This window comes from Microbulbifer thermotolerans, from assembly GCF_900112305.1.
Lineage (GTDB): Bacteria > Pseudomonadota > Gammaproteobacteria > Pseudomonadales > Cellvibrionaceae > Microbulbifer > Microbulbifer thermotolerans.
Map to the genome: position 1 here is coordinate 182,678 of NZ_FOKT01000005.1, position 20,248 is coordinate 202,925.

General features: G+C 56.6%; 14 protein-coding genes and 1 riboswitch. Of the genes, 10 read left to right on the forward strand and 4 right to left on the reverse strand.

Features of this window, described 5'->3' with window-relative positions; all coding sequences use genetic code 11:
• Positions 1-143 precede the first annotated feature (143 nt).
• Positions 144-341 (reverse strand): ribbon-helix-helix protein, encoded by a 198-nt coding sequence (locus tag BM155_RS09545; RefSeq protein WP_067155326.1) that lies wholly within the window; start codon positions 339-341, stop codon positions 144-146.
• 132 nt (positions 342-473) lie between these two features.
• Between BM155_RS09545 and dauA the strand changes: the two genes are divergently transcribed.
• The 7 genes from dauA (at position 474) to cobO (ending at position 9,540) form a co-directional block, all read left to right on the forward strand.
• A complete protein-coding gene (dauA, locus tag BM155_RS09550; protein WP_074902815.1) occupies positions 474-2,237 on the forward strand; it encodes a C4-dicarboxylic acid transporter DauA in 1,764 nt (587 codons plus the stop codon).
• Between the two features lie 127 nt (positions 2,238-2,364).
• Positions 2,365-3,786, forward strand: a complete 1,422-nt coding sequence (gene radA / locus BM155_RS09555; protein WP_067155320.1) for a DNA repair protein RadA — start codon at positions 2,365-2,367, stop codon at positions 3,784-3,786.
• Between the two features lie 47 nt (positions 3,787-3,833).
• Positions 3,834-4,643 (forward strand): ABC transporter substrate-binding protein, encoded by an 810-nt coding sequence (locus BM155_RS09560; protein ID WP_139223214.1) that lies wholly within the window; start codon positions 3,834-3,836, stop codon positions 4,641-4,643.
• Positions 4,627-5,622, forward strand: a complete 996-nt coding sequence (locus tag BM155_RS09565) for a FecCD family ABC transporter permease (protein ID WP_074902819.1) — start codon at positions 4,627-4,629, stop codon at positions 5,620-5,622. The genes BM155_RS09560 and BM155_RS09565 overlap by 17 nt, the downstream gene beginning before the upstream one ends.
• A complete protein-coding gene (locus tag BM155_RS09570; RefSeq protein WP_067155311.1) occupies positions 5,619-6,401 on the forward strand; it encodes an ABC transporter ATP-binding protein in 783 nt (260 codons plus the stop codon). Before BM155_RS09565 ends, BM155_RS09570 begins: the two co-directional genes overlap by 4 nt.
• A gap of 329 nt (positions 6,402-6,730) precedes the next feature.
• A riboswitch (cobalamin riboswitch) is annotated at positions 6,731-6,900 on the forward strand.
• A gap of 103 nt (positions 6,901-7,003) precedes the next feature.
• Positions 7,004-8,824 (forward strand): TonB-dependent receptor plug domain-containing protein, encoded by a 1,821-nt coding sequence (locus tag BM155_RS09575; protein WP_074902821.1) that lies wholly within the window; start codon positions 7,004-7,006, stop codon positions 8,822-8,824.
• A 95-nt stretch (positions 8,825-8,919) separates the two neighbouring features.
• Positions 8,920-9,540 carry a cob(I)yrinic acid a,c-diamide adenosyltransferase gene (cobO, locus tag BM155_RS09580; RefSeq protein WP_067155305.1) on the forward strand — a complete coding sequence of 207 codons (621 nt, stop codon included), beginning with the start codon at positions 8,920-8,922 and terminating at the stop codon, positions 9,538-9,540.
• 1 nt (position 9,541) lies between these two features.
• Here the strand turns inward: cobO and BM155_RS09585 are convergent, their stop codons facing one another.
• Positions 9,542-10,600: an AraC family transcriptional regulator gene (locus tag BM155_RS09585; protein ID WP_074902823.1), complete on the reverse strand. Its 1,059-nt coding sequence runs from the start codon at positions 10,598-10,600 to the stop codon at positions 9,542-9,544.
• 997 nt (positions 10,601-11,597) lie between these two features.
• Between BM155_RS09585 and BM155_RS09590 the strand changes: the two genes are divergently transcribed.
• On the forward strand, positions 11,598-12,299 hold the full coding sequence (locus BM155_RS09590) for a glutamine amidotransferase-related protein (RefSeq protein WP_067155299.1): 702 nt from the start codon (positions 11,598-11,600) through the stop codon (positions 12,297-12,299).
• 54 nt (positions 12,300-12,353) lie between these two features.
• Here BM155_RS09590 and BM155_RS09595 read toward each other — a convergent pair whose 3' ends face one another.
• A complete protein-coding gene (locus BM155_RS09595) occupies positions 12,354-12,902 on the reverse strand; it encodes a thioredoxin family protein (RefSeq protein WP_067157975.1) in 549 nt (182 codons plus the stop codon).
• A gap of 828 nt (positions 12,903-13,730) precedes the next feature.
• Here BM155_RS09595 and BM155_RS09600 point away from each other — a divergent pair.
• Entirely contained in the window at positions 13,731-17,066 is a 3,336-nt protein-coding gene (locus tag BM155_RS09600; protein ID WP_217641487.1) for a TonB-dependent receptor, read from the forward strand.
• Positions 17,067-17,196: 130 nt separating this feature from the next.
• Here BM155_RS09600 and ettA read toward each other — a convergent pair whose 3' ends face one another.
• Positions 17,197-18,861 (reverse strand): energy-dependent translational throttle protein EttA, encoded by a 1,665-nt coding sequence (ettA, locus tag BM155_RS09605; protein WP_067155291.1) that lies wholly within the window; start codon positions 18,859-18,861, stop codon positions 17,197-17,199.
• 145 nt (positions 18,862-19,006) lie between these two features.
• On the opposite strand from ettA, the gene BM155_RS09610 reads away from it, so the two are divergent.
• Positions 19,007-20,110 (forward strand): enoyl-CoA hydratase/isomerase family protein, encoded by a 1,104-nt coding sequence (locus BM155_RS09610; RefSeq protein WP_074902827.1) that lies wholly within the window; start codon positions 19,007-19,009, stop codon positions 20,108-20,110.
• Positions 20,111-20,248: the final 138 nt, after the last annotated feature.

The following is a 20,248-nucleotide window of genomic DNA, read 5'->3' on the forward strand; positions in this document are numbered from 1 at the left end:
CGAAAACGCACGAGTACTTCCCTGTAGCTCCGACGGATACATCCCTGTATCCGACGGTTTCGAAATGGCCCTCCTATCACCTGAGCTTCTCATCTGGCTCCAAAGAGTTTTTACCGTCAGGAAGCGAATTAATCAGAGGTTCCTTAATTAGTGGCTCCCTCACTATCCTGGCCGAACACCTGCTTTTTCCAGTCGGCCCCCAGCTGCTCCTCGATATACTCGCGAATAAACTGCCGGACTTTCTGCGACGGGGTAACGTCTTCCTGCGCACACAGTTTTTCGAATACCGCCTTCTTCTTGGGGTCGATCAACAGTGTCAGCCGGGCTGTGCGGTTTTCCATGGGGGAACCTCTCGTTTTCTCTCTTATGAGTTATACATGTTAATCATATTAACATTGAAGATGCTTTAAATGAGAGGATAATGCGCATAAATCTTCCCTTCACATTGCTCTCCACGGGTTTGAACCGCAACTATGGCGCACCGCAAGCATCTGCTTTCTCTTAGAGTCGCCCACGCCCTACGGGATGCGCTGGGTGAGCATTCCTATGACAGGCGGACTTTCGCCAAGGATCTAATCGCCGGTGTTACCGTCGGCATTATCGCCATACCTCTGGCCATGGCGCTGGCCATCGCCTGTGGCGTGGCGCCGCAGTATGGTCTTTACAGCGCTTTCGTCGCTGGCTTCCTGATTCCGCTGCTGGGCGGTTCGCGCTACAGCGTATCGGGGCCCACGGCGGCCTTTGTGGTGATTCTGGCTCCGGTGGTTCAGCAGTACGGCCTTGCCGGCCTGCTGATCGCCAGTGTGTTGGCGGGAGCCATGCAATTGCTGTTGGCCCTGATGCGGCTGGGGCGTTATATCGAATACATCCCCGAATCGGTCACCCTGGGGTTCACCGGGGGCATTGCGGTGGTGATCGCCACTTTGCAATTGAAGGATTTTATGGGGCTTCCTGTTGCGGAAATGCCGGAGCACTTTACCGGCAAGATGCTGACCCTGATGGAGGCCATGCCCGCCTTTTCATCGCCCAGCCTCACTGTCGGCCTGGCGACATTGGCGGTAATGCTGGTCTGGCCGCGCCTGAAAACGCCGCTGCCGCCACACCTGCCCGCAGTACTGGTGGGTACCATGGTTGCTCTGGCGTTGAACCGGATGGGTCAGGATGTTCCAACCGTGGGGTCCACCTTCAGCTATTCCCTGGCGGACGGTATTTCCGGAGCGGGCATTCCCCCGGTGCTGCCGGACTTTCAATGGCCCTGGGTGCGCACTCAGCCCGGGGAGACACCGCTGGTCTTCAGCTGGCAGCTGGCGGGGGATCTGCTGTCCGCGGCTTTTGCCATCGCCATGCTGGGCGCCATTGAATCTCTGTTGTGCGCGGTGGTGCTCGACGGCATGACCGGCAAAAAGCACAGTGCGAACAGCGAACTCCTAGGCCAGGGAATCGGCAATATGGTCACGCCGTTTTTTGGCGGTATTACCGCCACTGCCGCCATCGCCCGCTCCGCCGCCAATGTGAAGGCGGGCGCGCAGACTCCGATTGCCGCCATGATCCACGCGCTGGTGGTGCTGGTTGCACTGGTGTCTCTGTCGCGCCTGCTCGGTCATCTGCCGATGGCCAGTATGGCCGCGCTCCTGATGGTGGTCGCGTGGAATATGAGTGAGGCCCCCAAAGCTGTGCAGCTCATCAAAAAGGCGCCGCGCAGCGATGTATTGGTGTTTGCTGTGTGCTTTTCCCTCACCGTGTTGTTTGACATGGTGATTGCCATCACCGCCGGTGTGGTGCTCGCTTCCCTGCTGTTTATGAAAAATATGGCGGAGATGACCCGGGTGGCGGAGGTGACCGGTAACCGCAAGCTGGTGGATGTGGATGTCCCGGAAGGGTGGCGGGTTTTCAAAATCAATGGGCCGCTCTTTTTTGCCGCGGCGGACCGGGTATTCGGCGAGCTGTCTCTGCAGTGCGAGCGGCAGCGGGGCATTGTTGTGTATCTGGATGCGGTGCCCATCCTCGATGCGGGGGGCTTGTCCGCACTCACTAATTTCCTGGGAAAATGCGCGGCTTCGGATACCCGGGTGTATCTGGCGGATTTCCAGTATCAGCCTCTGAAAACGCTGGCGAAAGCCGGATTCAAGCCGGACCAATGGGGTTGCACGCTCTTCCCGACACTGGCCGATGCATTGAGCCGAGTAGCCGATTCCGCCGGCCGAATCGATTCTTCTGTCCGGGAAAGTGGCAACTAAACGCTGAGGTGGGGCCTGGTCTATCGTGTACCGGCCCCAGTGCGCGAGCTCCCCGCACGGCGGCGCAGCAGCGCCTGCAGGAGAAAGCCGGGTCCGCTTCCGGTACACTCCCCCGCGATAGCAGAGTATGTGCCCCATTAATGCGGAGCGAGATTTGGCTAAGAAGCAGAAAACTGCCTACGTGTGTAACGAGTGCGGCGCCGACTATAGCAAGTGGGCTGGTCAGTGCAGTGCCTGTGGCACCTGGAACAGCCTCAGTGAGGTGCGCCTGGGCCCGGAGCACAGGGACAGCCGCGCAGCTAACTTTACCGATGCCCAGTCCGGTTACGCCGGCGCCGCAGGTAGTGGCAAGGTCCAGAATCTGTCCGAAATCGATCTCGGCGAACTGCCGCGTATCCCTACTGGCGCCGGGGAGTTGGACCGGGTGCTGGGCGGTGGTCTGGTGCCGGGATCGGTGGTGTTGATCGGCGGCCATCCCGGCGCCGGTAAATCCACCATACTGCTGCAGACCCTCTGCCAATTGTCTGGAACCATGCCCGCGCTCTATATCACTGGCGAGGAATCGCTGCAGCAGGTGGCTATGCGCGCTAAGCGCCTGGGGTTGCCGGCGGAGCATCTGCAGTTGCTCAGTGAGACCGATGTGGAGCGCATTTGCCACGTGGCCAAAGAGGTCAAGCCGAAGGTGATGGTGGTGGATTCCATCCAGGTGATGCATATGAGCGAGGTGCAGTCGGCCCCCGGCTCCGTGGCTCAGGTGCGCGAGAGCGCGGCCTACCTGACCCGCTTCGCCAAGCAGACGGGCACGGCGTTGATTCTGGTCGGTCATGTGACAAAAGACGGCAGCATCGCCGGACCCAAAGTGCTGGAGCACATAATCGACTGCTCGATACTGCTCGAGTCCACCCACGATTCCCGCTTTCGCACCCTGCGCGCGCACAAGAACCGCTTCGGCGCAGTGAATGAGCTGGGGGTCTTCGCGATGACCGAGCAGGGCCTGAGGGAAGTCTCCAATCCCTCGGCGATATTCCTGCAGCGCGCCGAGGAAGTTGCGGCGGGTTCAGTGGTGACTTCCGTATGGGAAGGGACCCGGCCGCTGCTGGTGGAGCTGCAGGCACTGGTGGACGACAGCAGCCTGGGCAATCCGCGCCGCGTCGCCGTGGGCCTGGATCAGAACCGTCTGAATATGCTGCTGGCCGTCCTGCACCGCCACGGCGGTATTCTTGTCGGTGACCAGGATGTATTTATCAACGTGGTTGGCGGGGTCAAGGTGATGGAGACCAGCGCCGATCTGACACTGCTGTTGGCTGTGGTATCCAGCTTTCGCAACCGGCCGCTGCCGCGCGACCTGATGGTCTTCGGCGAGGTGGGCCTGGCCGGAGAGATACGCCCCGTGCCTTCTGGCCAGGAGCGGCTGCGCGAGGCGGCCAAGCACGGCTTTCGCAAGGCGATTGTGCCCGCCGCCAACCGGCTGAAAAATGATATCGAAGGCATGGAGATGCATCCGGTGAAAACCCTGGCAGAGGCCTTGGCGGCGATCGATATGGGCTGATCCCGCGGGCGCTTGCGAATTCAGGTGTGGCGGAGAACACCGAAAAAATGAAGCAAATACTCCTGCTGACCTCTCTGCTGTTGTCTGCGAGCGCAACGGCCTATGAGCGTATCGCGTCACTCAATCTTTGCCTCGACCAGATGCTTCTCAGCTGGGTGCCTGCGGAAAAGATTGCCTCGGTCACCTGGCTTTCCGCCGACGACCACTACCGCTCGGCGCCACTACCGGAAAACATCCACTTAAACCGCGGGCGGGCGGAAGAGTTGGTGCCTCTGGCGCCGGACCTGATTCTGGTGGGCGAGTTTGGCGCCCAGCGGGCAGCGCGGCGTTTGCGGGATTTGGGGATGAAGGTGGTCTCCATTCCCGATGCCTACAGCCTCAAGCAGCTGCAGGAGCAGCTGGCGGCGCTGGAAAACGCCCTCGGGCCATTGCCGCCGCTGCAAAAACAACAAAGGCAATTGCAGGAACTACTTGCCAGACCCGTACCGGAATCAGAGGCCAGTGCGCTGATTCTCTCTGCCAATAACATCACTTACGGTCGGGGTATGCTGGAACATCAGTTGCTGGCGCGGGCGGGCTTTGCCAATCTCGCCGCCGAGCGGGGTGTGGAACAACTGGGGCGTGTCAGCCTGGAGGAGGTGATCGCGCTTCAACCGGATTTGCTGGTGCTCTACGGCGGCGAGAGCGATTTTGCCCTGGCGCACTTGGCCTTTCGCCACCCGGTATTGAAATCCTATATCGATGGCCATCGCCTCTACACTTTGCCGGCGGAGCTGGGATTTTGCCCGGCGCTGGTGGCTGCAGATGTGTTGAAACAACTTACCGAAAAGAGAAAAAAACTTGTCGCGCAGCAATAGATGGTTCTTTTTCCTCATCGTTTTCGCTTTATTGCTGGCACTGATCGCGGCGCTTGCCAGCGGTCCCGTGTCCATTAATTTGAGTTCGGCCCTGGCGGAAGGTTGGCACAGTGAAAACAGTGATGCGGTGATTCTGTGGCAGCTGCGCCTGCCGCGGGCGCTGCTGGCGATAATGGTCGGCGCGGCCCTGGGGATGGGCGGCGCGGCCATGCAGGGGATGCTGCGCAATCCGCTGGCGGAACCGGCACTGCTGGGGGTTTCCAGTGGCGCGGCGCTGGCGGCAATTCTGCTGCTTTACTACGGTGTGGCCTGGCAGTCCGGCTGGCTGCTGCCACTGCTCGCGATAGCAGGTGCCTTTTGCTCGGTGGCCTGCGTATGGATGCTGGCCGGGCGCGGTGCCAGCGCCAGTCGCCTGGTGCTGGCGGGGGTGGCGATCAACGCCTTTCTGTCCGCGCTGATGGCACTGGCTCTGAACTATGCGCCGAGCATGTTCGCAATGCAGGAGATTGTCTTCTGGTTGCTGGGCTCGCTGGCCAATCGCGGCTGGGACCAGCTGCTGCTGGCACTGCCGTTTATTCTCGCCGGTGCCGCTTTACTGTTTGCTGCGCGCAACTATCTGCGCGCCCTCTCTCTGGGGGAAGCCACCGCCGCCTCGCTGGGATTTCGCGGCCGCCGCTACCCGCTGCTGGTTCTGGCCGGCATCGCCGCTGCTGTGGGGGCGGCGGTGGCGGTGGCGGGTACTATCGGTTTTGTCGGCCTGGTGGTACCGCATCTGATGCGGCCGCTGGTGAGGCAGGACCCGGGGCGCCTGTTGTGGGCCAGCGCGCTCGCCGGCGCGCTGCTTTTGTTAATTGCAGATATTTTGGTGATCAATATAGTCGGCGCTCAGGAGCTGCGCATCGGCGCGGTGACGGCTTTTCTCGGAGCGCCTTTCTTTTTCTGGCTGATCGTCAGTGCGCGCCGGGGGCAGTCGCTGTGAGGGAAAGCAAGAAGCTCGAAGTCTCTTGTCTGAAGCTCGGCTTGGCGCGTCAGCATCGCGAGGTGTTGCGCGGTATCAACGCCACCTTTAAACCGTACGAGCTGACCGCAGTGGTGGGACCCAACGGTGCCGGAAAAAGCAGTCTGCTCAACTGCTTGGCCGGCGTGCTGGCGCCGACTGCCGGGCAGATCGAGTTCGATGGAAGACCGGTGCAGTGTTTGTCGGCGACTCAGCGCGCGCGCTTCTGCGCCTATCTGCCCCAGGCGGAGACGCCGGCCTGGCGCCTGGAGGCCGCCGATCTGGTGGCGCTGGGGTTGTTGCCCTGGGGGCAGCCCGCGGACAGCGCGGCGCGAGTGACGCATGCCCTGAAACTGGTGGATGGATTGCAGTTTGCCCGCCGCCCTGTCACTCAGCTCTCTGGCGGCGAGCTGCGCCGGGTGCAGATCGCGCGCCTGCTGGTGGGCGAGGCGCCGTTACTGGTTGCCGACGAACCCACCGCGGCGCTGGATATTCGCCATCAGCTGCAGCTGATGCAGACTTTCCGCAAGCTGGCGGATGCGGGGCACACCGTGGTGCTGGCACTGCACGACCTGTCCCTGGCCGCGCGCTTCTGCGACCGTATTTTGTTGTTGCAAGACGGGCGGCTGCTCGCCCAGGGGGCGCCCGAGGATGTCTTCAGCCCGGCGTTGATCGGCGATGTTTACGGGGTACGCTGTGAACTCCGCCGCTGCGGCGGCGTGCTGGAATTTGTCGCTGTGGATCTGCTCGAACGTCCTTAGGGAGCCTCTGATTAATTCGCGTGAACGCTTTGGTTAGTTCCGTGGCGCTCAGGCAATAGGATGGCCATTTCGAAAACGCACGAGTACTTCCCTGTAGCTCCGACGGATACATCCCTGTATCCGACGGTTTCGAAATGGCCATCCTATCACCTGAGCTTCTCATCTAGCTCTAAAGAATTTTTACTGTCAGGAAGCGAATTAATCAGAGGTGCCTTAGGATCTCCAAAGGTGTTGGCGACACGCTGGCGAATGATACTGAGGCCCTGTAGCGCACCGGGTTGAGCGCCCGCGCCGGATGCGCAAGGTGTGTTCCCGTAACGCCTGCTGCTATACTGCCGCCCGCCCTGGGTGCCCAGCAGCGCAATGCGCTTGGCTGGGGTAAACGGGAAGTCCGGTGGAGGTTTCAGGTATTTTCCTGAGGTCGATTCCGGCGCTGCCCCCGCAACGGTGATTCAGATTATCTGATCAGCCCGATACCGGCCCTCGGCATACACAGGATAAAGCGGAGGGCTTTGTCTGATCCGTGTGCCTCTATCCCTCAGCGCACCGATTGCACTCACCCTCCCTCAATCCGTACACACATTCGAGATTGGGGAATCACCATGGAAAAAACGCTTATCGCTGCGGCCCTTGTTGCCGCCGGCCAGCCGCTGCTGTCTGCAGCTGATACTCTGGAGCAGGTCACCGTTACGGCCAGTCGTACCGAAACTCCCAAACGGGAAGTGGGCGTCTCTGTTTCAGTCCTTACACAGGCGGATATTCAGCGCATGGGATACGATAGCTTGTTGGATGTGATCCGCACATTGCCGGGAATTTCCGTCAGCAACAGCGGCGGTGCCGGCAAGGTCAGCTCCGTATTTATTCGCGGTGAGAGCAACTACCGCACTCTGGTTTTACTGGATGGGGTCAATATCGCCGATCCTTCCGCGCCGCAGGTAGGCGCCCAGTTCCAGCACTTACAGGTGGCGGATATCGAGCGCATCGAAGTGCTGCGCGGTCCCCAAGGCATGATGTACGGCGCCGGTGCCGGTGGGGTAATCAATATCATCAGCCGCAAAACCAGTGAGCCGCTGCGCGCGCAATTGGACCTGGAAGCCGGTCGCTATGGCACGCAAAAAACCGCTGCCAGTCTGGGGGGAAGCAGCGACGGATGGAATTACGATCTAAGCATCAGTGACTTTTCCTCCGACGGCTTTAACGCGATGGAGGCCGATGACAGCGGTGAGCGGGACGGTTACGACAACGTCAGCGGCAGCGCTCGGCTGGGCTATCAGTTTAATGAGGCTTTCTCTCTCGAAGGGCAATTACAACGGACGGAAACCGAAACCGGGTACGATAACTGCGGTTTTCTGTTCTTTGTTAATGATTGTATGGATCGCTATAACCAGAGCAGCGCCAGGGTGAGCGGCAAATATCAACAGGCGACCTCCGGCCACGAGCTGTCTGTCGCCAGCACGGATATTGAGCGGGAAGCCTTTGCCTTCGGTGAACCCTCCTACGGCTTCGACGGCGCGATCAGCGAATTGAACTATATCGGCAAGAGTGCGCTGGGCGGCGGACAGCTGTTGTGGGGAGGTGAATACGAACAACAGGAGTTCACCAGTAACTTCAGCGAGCAGGATATCGACAGCCTGGGGATCTTCGCTGAGTGGCGCAGTGATATCGCCGATAAGGTGTTCTACACCCTGGGTTACCGCCGCGACAGCCTGGAGACTGAGGATCATAACAGTTGGCGTGCATCCGTGGCTTATCCGGTATTGCTGGGTGACAATCAGCAGCTGAAGTACCGGGCCAGTTATGGTACCGGCTACCGTGCGCCCAGTCCCTACGAGGTAGGGCTCAATCTCTCGGAAGGCGTGGAAGCCGTCGGACCTGAAACCAGCCGCGGTTATGAGCTGGGCTTGGAGTATCAGTTGGCCAGACTGCTGCAGCTGGAAATTACCTATTTCGACCAGGAAATTACTGACGCAATTGTCTACGACTATACTCTGGGCTCCTGGGGCGCCTACCGCCAGGATGACGGCGACAGCTACTCCGAGGGGGTAGAGCTGTCCTTGAACGGCAGCCTGGGGGAGCGTTTCGGATGGTATTTTAACGGTACTTGGCTGGACGCCGTGGATACTACAGGCGCGCAGCGCTCACTGGTTCCGCAGCGGGTCTGCAATCTGGGCTTTAGTTACAGTCTGCTCGCAGACAAGCTGACTTTGAATGGCAATTGGCGGCGGGCGGAGGACATTCTGGATTCCTCTGGTGAGGCGCTGGATGACTACAGCAAGCTGGATTTGAACCTCGCCTATCGCCTGACGGAAAAGCTGCGCCTGACCTTGCGCGGTGAAAATATTCTGGATGAAGACTACCGCGAAGTGGGGGGGTACTATACCGCCGGCGCGGCTGTGTATGCCGGGGTACAGCTGACTCTGTAGCCCGCGTTTTTATACGGAGCGGTTGGCCGCCGCTCCGTGTATGCACAGCGTTTTCAGCTCTACAATGTTGTTATCAATCCTAATCCCGTATCCCCATGAGTGCCCCGGAAGAAAAAGCCAAACGCCACAAGAAGCGCATGCAGGCGCGCAAAAAAATCGTTGACGAAGGTGTGGCGAAAGCACTGGAGGAGCGGGGCGTAGTTGTACTCTATACCGGTGATGGCAAGGGCAAGACCACCGCGGCGGTGGGCACAGTGGCCCGCGCGCTGGGCTACGGCTATAAGGTGGTGGTGGCGCAGTTTATTAAGGGAGTCTGGGAATGTGGGGAGAAATATCTGTTAACCCAATTGCCAGAGCAGCGCTACCGGCTCGAATGGCACGAGATGGGCACGGATTTTACCTGGGAAACACAGGACTACGAGGCGGACAAGGCAGCCGCCCGGGCCCTCTGGGAAAAGGCACTGGCGGCGCTCAGGGATGAGAGCGTCTATTTGGTGGTGCTCGATGAACTCACTTATGCCTTGAATTTTCACTGGCTGGAAAAGCGGGAAGTGCTCGAGGCGATCCAAGGGCGACCGCGGGGGCAAACTGTCATTATCACCGGGCGTGGAGCAAAACAATATCTGAGGGATATTGCTGATACCATTAGCGAAATGCGCCCGGTCAAACACGCCTTCAACGATGGCATTGCCGCACGCAAGGGCATCGAATGGTAGATCAGGTGTCCGCTTCTGTTTCCGCCTGCTGTGGTGCTGCTCCGGCTTCCTTTTTCAGTAGCTGCCGGCGCCGTTTTAGCGGCGTAATGCCATACCAGCGGCGGCAGGCCCGGTTAAAGGAACTTTGCTCTCGGTAGCCGAGTTGTGCCGCAATCTGGATCATGGGGATATTCGGCTCCGCTAGATAAGTTTCTGCATGTGCGCGGCGAATATCATCGAGCAGTTCTTCAAAGATGATATCGTGCTCCGCCAGCCGGCGTTGCAGTGTGCGCTTGTGCAGCCCGAGCTGGTTGGCCACTTCCTGCAGATTGCAGCGTTGTACAGGTAACAGGTGGTAAATCAATTGTTCCACCTGGTGCTTCAGGTCCATGGTCTCCTGCTGCGGTGTCGCTTCCGTTGCGTCGCCCGGACGTGGGGCGCCCGGACATCCGGGCTTTACTCCTGGCACGACCTTTTTATCGAGTTGTTCGGCACTGAGTATCAGTGCGTCCCGCAGGCGGGAAAAGATTACCGGCGCAGTGAAAAAATCGTGGTAGCTGTTGTGTAGGGGGACGTCGCAGCTTCGCCAGACGGCTACGGGCGCTGAACGGGCGTTACTGAGCATTGTCATGGCCCTTTGCGTCAAGCCCATAATCCATTCCGCGCTCTGTGGGGGCAGCGGGCAGCCGTTATTGGTGTCAAATAACAAACATCCGTGCCCGGTTCTATCGTCGCGGTCGAATGAAATTTGGAATCCGCCGGTGTATTGATAGAGATTGTGGGAGATGGTCTCGAGGGCTTCGCCGACAGTGGATGCGTTCAGAGCCTCTGTCCCTAGAGATCCAAGGGCCCTGAGATCCTGCCGCCGCGCCAGGCGCAGGCCGAAATCCGCACAGCTTAACAGCCGGGCGGTGTTTTCGATCAGTCTGACGGTGGAGCGATAGGGTAGCACCCCCTCAAGCGCTTTTACTTTATCGGGTTCAATATCGAACCTGCGCAATAGTGTATCCGCGTCGCCATTGAGCTGATTAACCAGATCATAAAATCCCATCAATGAAGTGGTCTGGATCAGTTGTGTCATACCTCTTTGAATCCCTGCTGGCCCCAGTAGCACTGGGTAAATCGTGTGCTGTGATCTGAGCACCACGGTTAGCGGCGGCTATATGTTTTTATGGTGATCGCTGTCCTTGTGCTTTCTAGTAGCGGGAAAACCGATTTCGTCGGCAAGACGACGGTGACATTGTCATCATGCGGGGAACGAACTTTGATGTGGAAGTAGGGCGACGGATGACCTAGCCGGATTCACCGGTACGGCGAGGGGCAGGGCAGCTGCAATTAGCAGTCATGACCGACTTCCCATATTTTTTTTCGGCGTTCCGCAGATGTTTTCCCTGGGCATCCGGCCGCGGGGATTGCTGGTTGCAGTTACCTCTTAGCCGAATATTACCCGTTTATAGTGAATAGTTATTTGGCTTTTGGTGACTTTTAGTGCCATCTTCTCATGGAGAATTCGGACATATTTCCATTTTTGTTTTTATTATTGGTAAGTTGTTTGTCTATATAAGTTATCGACCAACGTATGTTTTAATTTATGGGTCTTTTAAAAAATAATTATTTCTCGATAGGGCTGTTTCTCTAAAATGCTCTCCGTGAACACATTGCGGTTGTCGGTCGCGATGTAAGAATTCCAGGGGGATCGCTTCGTCTACCCTTGAGGCCCGTAAATTCCACGGCGGGGTAGGGACATCATCGTCGCGAATGGTGCAGGAATGTTCTACCTCTTACCCAAAAGCTTCTCTACTCTCATTTATAAATTGATGCGAGGGCAGGGAGATACAATAATCATGAAACATGTGGATCTGGACGAATTTTCAGCAACTGAACATCATTGTGGCTGTTAGCCTCTTAGCGCCTCCAGGTCGCAGAAAGGTAGAAGGTGATACGGCCGCGTAAAATGCGATTGGCGTGGAGCTGGTCGGTGGGGGCTGCTCGCCTGCTATTCGGCCATGGGCTGCCGAGGATATGCCATAATCCGCCTGTAAAATGGATAATCGATAGCAGAACCTAGCGGTGAATTAATGAAAATTGGTGTTTTGAAAACCGATGACGTGCGCGAGGAACTGGTGGACGACTTCGGAGAATACCCGGAGATGTTTGCCCAACTGCTGCGCAATCAGGACCCTGGTCTCGAGTTTGTCACTTATGAGGTACAACGCGGCCACTATCCCGAGGATATCGACGAGGTGGATGCCTATCTGATCACCGGCAGCAAAACCGGCGTCTACGAAGACAAAGACTGGATTCCCCCCCTGATGGAATTCGTGCGCAGGCTGCACCAACTGAAGAAGCCCACCATCGGCATCTGTTTTGGCCACCAGTTGATCGCTCAGGCCCTGGGGGGCAGGACGCGGAAGTCTGACAAGGGGTGGGGTATTGGGGTGCACAGCTATGAGCTGCAGGAGACACCCGCCTGGATGTCCCAGCCGCTGGAGCGCTTTTCCCTGCTGGCCAGCCACCAGGATCAGGTGGAAGAGTTGCCTCCCGGCGCCAAGGTGCTGGCGGGCAGCGATTTCTGCCCTATGGCCATGATGCAGGTGGATGACCACATGCTTACCTTTCAGGCCCACCCGGAATTCACCAAACCCTACTCCAAGAGCCTGATGGAGTTGCGCAGGGAGGCGTTTGGAGAGGAGGTGGTGCAGAAGGGCCACGCCTCGCTGCAGAACGACATCCACGAGAATGTGGTTGCCAGTTGGATGCTGGATTTTTTGCGCAAATAGCGCTGCATTATGCCCCCTCTCCCATGCGTGGGAGAGGGGCAATCAGAGCCAAGCTTACTTCCACTTGATATTGCACCCCATCGAAGGGGTCTGCTCTTCGCCGGGCTTTTGCCCCGCCAACACCGCGTCGGCCGCCGCGCGCAGATCGTGCCCACTGGCCGCTTCACCACTCCCGGGCCGACTGCTGTCGAACTGGCCCCGGTATGCCAGCTTGCGGTCCTTGTCGAATAGAAAGAAATCCGGTGTACAGGCAGCGCCAAAGGCACGCGCTACTGCCTGGCTTTCATCCACCAGATAGGGAAAGGTATAACCGCGCGCGACGATTTCCTTTTGCATCTGTTCCGGACTGTCATCGGGATAGGTTTCGAAGTCGTTGCTGTTAATCGCGATAACGGTTAGCCCTGCCTTTTGATACTCCCGCGCGAATTCGGAAAGGGCGGGGGCAATATGCTTTACGTAAGGACAGTGGTTACAAATAAAAGCCACAAGTATTGGCTGGTGCGGGAGAGCGTCGCTGCTGTGCAGATTACCCGCCGCGTCCGGCAGTCTGAAATCCGGCATGGGAGTGCCGAGGGGAATCATTGTAGATGGGGTCAGTGCCATTGGTGCCTCCCGTTGCGTTGTTGAATATCCCGGCTGCAGTTTATTGGTATCCCGGATGCCGGCCAAGAGATCCACTGCGTACATCTCCGTGGGTTGGCTCTAACTATAGAATGCACAGCCTCTACAAGCGTGACTTTCTTATTCGCCGGTTTTGGAGAATGAAGCGGCACGGCGGCGCTTTGCATTAGATAGTCTCACGCAGCGGTTCAGCAAGTTGGATGATCTGCTCTCCTCTAACCACCACTGGTGGTAATCCAAACCTTTTCACCATCGCGAATACTATTGGCAGCATAACCATCCGGATCTCTGTGCAGATCTGGAGCGGTTTACGGACTGTGATGTGGAACGATTGGAGAGCGATATTGCCACTACGATGAAGCAACTGTCTGCATGGATTCCGCAAGGCCCGCGTTTGCAATAGCTAGCGTGTTTGCCCCATTTTGGCGCCCGTAGGCTCCAATACGATGCCCGCCTGGCGTGCGGAATTTCGGGGCACAATTGGAGCCAAGTTCGCCCTTTTGCCATCCGCTGGCACTCTGGTTGGTGCTGGACAGAGCACTCTTTCCGCCAGAGGGCGCGCGGATATCGGCGTTCTCTGTGAACGCAGTTTGATACCGCGCTATATCTCGCTGAAGGCTTGGCACTGAGTGATGTGCTGTGCAAATACAACGAAAAATTCAGCTGGTTTCCTGTTGTTGATTTGATTTTCCAGGTGATGGCATAGATGTTGCAAAGTGCAAGGCGCTAGGAGGTATCTGGTGGATTATAAAAAAACGTTTGTGTGTTTTCGAATAATCCACCCTGTATCTGAGTGTCCAAGGAGAGCCTTTGTTGATCGCTACGAAAAGGCCGCGCCCAAGCTCGCCGAGTAGGCAGAAGAAATTTTTTTTCAAGGATTGGTGGTTTACCAGTTGGCAGAGGCGTATCAGAGAAGGTAGTGAACATGCAACCTTTAGAGAAGGACAGCAAAAGCTGAATTGCTGGACGTACATGGCAACGCTGTTTCTCAATGAGGAATCATGTCCAGTTAACGGGGAATTTACAGAAGAAAGGTTGCTTTATCTCGGACATGCCGTCATCCCAACCTATAAAACTAAAGAGGATATATGTATGAATAGGGTAAAATTTCGTCAAGGTGGGGTATCCAGAGGAAGCTATAAGTTCGCTTTTAAGCGCTCAGTACTGGCTGTTGCACTTGGATTGTGCGTTGCGAATGGTGTTCAGGCCCAAAGTACCACCGGTAGTATTCATGGTTCAGCGCCTGAAGGTGCCACAGTTATTATTACAAACAATAGCGGTTTTAGCCGTACTGTAACTGTGGATGCCTCGGGCAATTATAATATTCGATCTTTGCCAATCGGCACCTATACCGTAACTGCGAAACAGGGTGAGGAGACTATCGGAACACGCACTGTCCCCATTCGTGTGGGTGCTGGTGCTGACGTTTCTTTCGGTGACCCCGATGTCATTGAAACCGTGATGGTTACTGGAGAGCGTCTGCCGGCAATTGATACTGGAGCAACTGATACGCGTGTCGTAATAACATCTGAGCAGCTCAATCGTATGCCGATTGGTCGCTCCGCTGAGGATATTGCTCTGCTGGCTCCGGGCGCTAATGGAGGCGCTGCTGGCTACTTCGATGGCCTAGTTTCCTTCGGTGGTGCTGGCATTTCCGAAAATGCTTACTACATTAACGGCTTTATTTCCAGTGACCCTCTGTCCAACCTCGGAGGTTTTGATTTGCCGTTTGGTGCTATCGATCAGCAGGAAACCTATACGGGCGGCTACGGAGCCAAGTACGGCCGCTCTTCTGGCGGTGTGATTAATCAGGTTGGTAAACGCGGTGACAACGAGTTCCATTATGGCGCCCAGGTTGTTTTTAGACCAAAAGAATTGCGTTCTTCTGGACCTAAAACATATTTCCAGGATATGGAACTACCGGAAGGCTATGAGTACGAAAATGAGTCTCTTGTTGGGACTTTATATGAACGTAAGAGCGAAGATTTTTCCTGGAGCAGCACCTACAGCGGCTATGTTAGTGGGCCATTAATTGAGAATACGTTGTTTGGTTTTGTAGCTTATGAAACTGAGCTTGAGAAGATGCAGAACTCACCGAAAGCGACACAAAACCAGTTCCTGGAGGAGGGTGAAACTGACACGTCTAAGCTTTATGCCAAACTGGACTGGAATGTCAGTGAAGATCATCTGCTCGAATTCACATATATGCAGGAAAAGGAGGACTACGACGGCAGCTACAGTGCTTGGGAGTTTGAGAAAGGTAAAAAAGGCGAAAGTTTGGATATTTCGCCGAATGTAGATGGGCACGAAAGTGAATTTACGATTCTGAATTACACCGGTTTCCTGACGGAAACTCTGACATTGAATGCCATGTACGGGCATGGCAGCTTTACTTATTATGATACCCCTGTGGGTACCTTGGATTATCCTTATATCTCTAGTTATAGAAATCAAGATCCATCTATTGTCGGTGATAATTTTGTGCAAGGACTTGCCGGTGGTTACAACGGCCGAGATGCTGAAGATACAACTGATGGTATACGCTTAAACCTGGAGTGGGTATTGGGCGACCACACTCTCACCTTCGGTATCGACAATATGGAGTTTGAGGCCGAAAACGAAGGTACTATGCAGTTTACTGATGTTTGGGTTTATGCCCACGCCACGGACCCATCGAAACCGATTAGCTCCGTGCTAGGGGTGGGAGCCCCAGGTGGCGATGGTTACTACGTGTACCAATATTTTTATGAAACTGCTACTACTATGAAGCTGGAGCAGGATGCTTACTACATAGAAGATAGTTGGCAGGTGACTGATGATATTCTTCTGAACCTGGGACTGCGGAATGACAAGTTCACCAACTACAACAACGTCGGCGAAGCTTATATGGAATCCGATGACCAATGGGCGCCTCGTCTAGGTGTCGCTTGGGACGTGTTCGGAGATTCCTCACTGAAATTGTTTGCTAACGCTGGCCGCTATTATCTTGCTATGCCGAATAATGTGGCCATCCGCGGCGCGTCGGCTTCAACCTATACCCGTGAATATTTTACTTATACCGGTGTAGATCCGGAAACCGGAGCGCCGACAGGCCTGACGGCATTGGGCCCGGGGCCGGTTTCCTCTAACGGCGAATACGGTGAACCTGTCGATCCGCTCGCATTCGCACCGGCCGACCTGGAAAGCATGTACCAGGACGAGTACATCATGGGCTTTGAGAAGACTTTTCTCGAAGACTGGACCTACGGAGCCAAGTTCACCTTCCGGGATCTAAAATCCGGTATCGATGATGTGTGTGATCCATACAGTATGTTAGATAAATTATCCGAAATGGGGGTAGATCCCGATACGGTAGACTGGCAATACTGTTACATGTTTAACCCCGGCGACACGAACACCTTTAGCTTGGCCAACCTCGACGCGAGCGGCAATCCTACAGGTACTCGCACAGAGGTGACGATGAGTGCCGACGATTGGGGTATGCCAAAGCTGAAGCGTGAGTACAAGGCCATCGACTTGTTTGTTGAGCGTCCATTTGACGGTAAGTGGGAGCTCCGTGTCGATTACACCTACAGTAAGCTACAGGGCAATACCGAAGGGCAGGTTAAGTCCGAGTTTGGGCAGGACAATATCTCCAAGACCCAGGACTGGGATGTAGCCGAATTGATGATGTTCTCAGATGGTTATTTGGCCAATGACCGTCGTCACCAGTTGAAAGTCCGTGGTAGTTATGCGCTGACCGATGAGGTCTTGCTCAGTGCCAATGCGAGTATTAAATCTGGCATGCCGATTAGCTGCCTGGGTTACTACAATCCGGACGGCAGTATTGATGAATCCTCACCCGCAGGAGATCCAGTGAGCTATGGATCGAGCTACCACACATGCTTCGGCAGTGTGGCTGAGCCTGGCAAAGAGCGAACCCCTTGGACACGCAATCTGGACCTGGCGGTAACCTACACTCCGGCAATGTTTGAGGACAAACTGAGCCTGAGTCTGCAGGTGTTTAACGTTCTGGACGAGCAAGAACCATTGCAGGTGGATGTGACTTCGGAAGAAGGTCCGTACACTGTAAGCAACACTTACCGGGTTCCAATTGCTTATCAGACACCGCGTTATGCGATGCTGACAGCGACATTGAACTTCTGATCAGTGGTTCATCACTAATTTGACGTAAGCGATTCCGGCCCCAGTAATGGGGCCGTTTGAGGTGCCTCTTATTTGGTATACCCAAAAGTAGAAAAGCCCGTATAAATACGGGCTTTTCTGTATCCGGGTATCAGGTTTTGAGTTTCTTATACTGCATCCGATGCGGTGTCGCATCCTCACCTTTGCGCTTGATAAAGTCCTCGTGGTACTCAGTGTAGTTGCCCTCGAAGAAGACCACTTCACTCTCCCCTTCATAAGCGAGGATATGGGTGGCGACCCGGTCCAGGAACCAGCGGTCGTGCGAGATTACCAGGGCGCAGCCGGGGAAGTTCAGCAGGGCTTCTTCCAGAGCGCGCAGGGTTTCGATATCCAGGTCGTTGGAAGGTTCGTCCAGCAGAAGTACGTTGGCACCCTGTTTCAGGGTGTAGGCCAGGTGTAGGCGGCCGCGTTCACCGCCGGAAAGCTCGCCAACACGCTTCTGTTGATCTGAACCTTTGAAGTTGAAGCGACCGACGTAGTTGCGTGAACCGACCTCGTAGTTGCCGATCTTCAGTATGTCGTGACCGTCTGAGATAGCTTCCCAAACAGTTTTGTTGTCATCCAGGTTTTCGCGGCCCTGCTCTACGTAGGCGATTTTTACTGTCTCCCCGATCTTGATCTCGCCGGAATCCGGTTTTTCGGTGCCGGTGATCATGCGGAAGAGGGTGGATTTACCCGCGCCGTTACCGCCGACGATGCCGACAATGGCCCCCTTGGGAACACGGAAGGACAGGTTGTCGATCAGCAGGCGCTCGCCGAAGCCCTTGCTCACACCCACGAACTCGATGACGTTGTCACCCAGGCGCTCGCCCGGCGGAATATAGATTTCGTTGGTTTCGTTGCGGGCCTGGAATTCCTGCGATTGCATTTCCTCTAAGCGCGCCAGGCGGGCCTTACTTTTCGACTGGCGGCCTTTGGGGTTTTGACGCGCCCATTCCAGTTCTCGCTGCATGGACTTCATGCGCGCTTGTTCCGCGCGCTGCTCCAGCTCCAGACGCTTCTCTTTCTGTTCGAGCCAAGTGGTGTAGTTGCCTTCCCAGGGAATGCCGTGGCCGCGGTCGAGTTCCAGTATCCAGCCAGCCACGTTGTCGAGGAAGTAGCGGTCGTGGGTAATGGCCACCACTGTGCCGCTGAAATCGTGCAGGAAGCGCTCCAGCCAGTACACGGATTCTGCGTCCAGGTGGTTGGTGGGTTCGTCCAGCAGCAGCATGTCCGGGCGCGACAGCAGCAGGCGGCACAGGGCCACACGGCGTTTTTCGCCGCCGGATAGGGTGTTTACGTCGGCATCCCAGGGGGGCAGGCGCAGGGCGTCGGCGGCCACTTCCAGGCGGTGTTCCAGGTTGTGGGCGTCCCAGGCCTGAATGATGTCCTCGTACTGCTGTTGTTTCTTGGCCAGGGCATCGAAATCCGCGTCTGGCTCGGCGTAGTCGGCGTAGACCTGTTCCAGGCCTTTGAGGGCGTCGATCGCCTCGCGCACACCGTCTTCGACGTTGCCGCGCACATTCTTAGCCGGGTCCAGCTGTGGCTCTTGGGGCAGGTAGCCCACTTTGATACCCGGCATGGCGCGGGCTTCACCGTTGTAGTCCTGGTCCACGCCGGCCATGATGCGCAGCAGGGTGGATTTGCCGGCACCGTTCAGTCCCAACACGCCGATTTTGGCGCCGGGAAAGAAGGACAGGGAGATATCCTTGAGGATTTCGCGTTTGGGTGGCACTACCTTGCCCACCCGGTTCATGGTGTATACGTATTCGGCCATTTGGAATTCCGTTGCAGGGGTTGGACAGAAATTGCGCGCAAGTTAGCCAAAAGCCCGCCAACAATCAACCACCGCGGCGCGGCTGACTCCAGCTCGCTTCTGTGCTTAACTGCAGCGCAATCTGTACCGAAAAGCGCAATGAGAGATGGATCAGGATTCGCCAATATTATTTTCTCGCCGCGGTGCCCTGGCGACCGCAACCCTCAACCTGCCCCGGGTGCTCAATGCACTCAACCTGGAGATGATTAACCGGTTATCGCAGAAGCTCGATGAGTGGGCTGTCGATGACAGTGTGGCCGCTGTATGGATCGATGGCAGTGGCGGCAAGGCGCTCTGTGCCGGCGGTGACGTGGTGGCTTTGTTCCGCGAGTCCACCGCCTACGGTGAGTCTCCGGATTACCGTTTCACTACTGAATTCTTTTCCCGCGAATACCGCCTCGATTACAAGATTCATACCTATAAAAAGCCGATAGTGGTCTGGGGTGGCGGCATAGTGATGGGCGGAGGTATCGGCATTATGGCCGGGGCCAGCCACCGTATAGTCACCGAAACCACGCGCATGGCAATGCCGGAAGTGACCATTGGTTTGTTCCCGGATGTCGGTGGCAGCTGGTTCCTGAACCGTATGCCGGGACGGCTGGGATTGTTTCTCGGCTTGACCGGGGCGCAGTTCAATGGAACCGATGCGCTTTTCGCGGGCATGGCGGATCGCATGCTGCCTGACGATTCGCGCGAAAAGGTACTGGAGGAATTGGCCGGGCTGCCATACGCCACAGACAGTGAGTACAACCGGCGTCAGATCAGCGATTGTCTGAAGCGGTTGCAGCTGCCACCGGAAGCGCAGCCGGCGTCAAACCTGCGCGCCCATTTTGATCAGGTTCAGCAGCTGACCGATTTCGCCTCCCTGCCGGAGGTGTGCCGCTCAATCACGGGTTACCGGGGCGGGGATGAATGGCTGCAAAAAGCCGCTGCCACACTGGCCGCTGGTTCTCCACTGACGCCCTGGATTGTTTGGGAACAACTGCGCCGCGGCCGCCATTTGTCTCTGGCCGGGGTGTTCAGAATGGAGTTGGTGCTGGCGGTCAACTTGTGTGCCAGCGGCCATTTCCGGGAGGGTGTGCGGGCACTGTTAATCGATAAGGACCGCCAGCCCAAGTGGCGCCCGGCGACTCTGGAGGAAGTATCCGCGCAGGAGGTGCAGGCCAGTTTCCAGGCCCCCTGGACAGAAAACCCCTTGGCCGACCTGTAGCTGCGTTCCTGGCCGCTCAGTCTGAACAATAACCATAATTAAGGAACCGTCAAAGCGTTGGTGCGAGCGCCCAGGTTGCTAGCGGGCGCGCGGACAATGGGGTGGCGATATTTTCGAGGCATAGGAGTGTTGCCCTAT

What these genes read in the sequence shown, in the direction of transcription:
- BM155_RS09545 (WP_067155326.1), bottom strand. Translation starts at nt 341, where the DNA reads ATGGAAAACCGCACAGCCCGGCTGACACTGTTGATCGACCCCAAGAAG.
- dauA (WP_074902815.1), top strand. Translation starts at nt 474, where the DNA reads ATGGCGCACCGCAAGCATCTGCTTTCTCTTAGAGTCGCCCACGCCCTA.
- radA (WP_067155320.1), top strand. Translation starts at nt 2,365, where the DNA reads ATGTGCCCCATTAATGCGGAGCGAGATTTGGCTAAGAAGCAGAAAACT.
- BM155_RS09560 (WP_139223214.1), top strand. Translation starts at nt 3,834, where the DNA reads ATGAAGCAAATACTCCTGCTGACCTCTCTGCTGTTGTCTGCGAGCGCA.
- BM155_RS09575 (WP_074902821.1), top strand. Translation starts at nt 7,004, where the DNA reads ATGGAAAAAACGCTTATCGCTGCGGCCCTTGTTGCCGCCGGCCAGCCG.
- cobO (WP_067155305.1), top strand. Translation starts at nt 8,920, where the DNA reads ATGAGTGCCCCGGAAGAAAAAGCCAAACGCCACAAGAAGCGCATGCAG.
- BM155_RS09585 (WP_074902823.1), bottom strand. Translation starts at nt 10,600, where the DNA reads ATGACACAACTGATCCAGACCACTTCATTGATGGGATTTTATGATCTG.
- BM155_RS09590 (WP_067155299.1), top strand. Translation starts at nt 11,598, where the DNA reads ATGAAAATTGGTGTTTTGAAAACCGATGACGTGCGCGAGGAACTGGTG.
- BM155_RS09595 (WP_067157975.1), bottom strand. Translation starts at nt 12,902, where the DNA reads ATGGCACTGACCCCATCTACAATGATTCCCCTCGGCACTCCCATGCCG.
- ettA (WP_067155291.1), bottom strand. Translation starts at nt 18,861, where the DNA reads ATGGCCGAATACGTATACACCATGAACCGGGTGGGCAAGGTAGTGCCA.
- BM155_RS09610 (WP_074902827.1), top strand. Translation starts at nt 19,007, where the DNA reads ATGGATCAGGATTCGCCAATATTATTTTCTCGCCGCGGTGCCCTGGCG.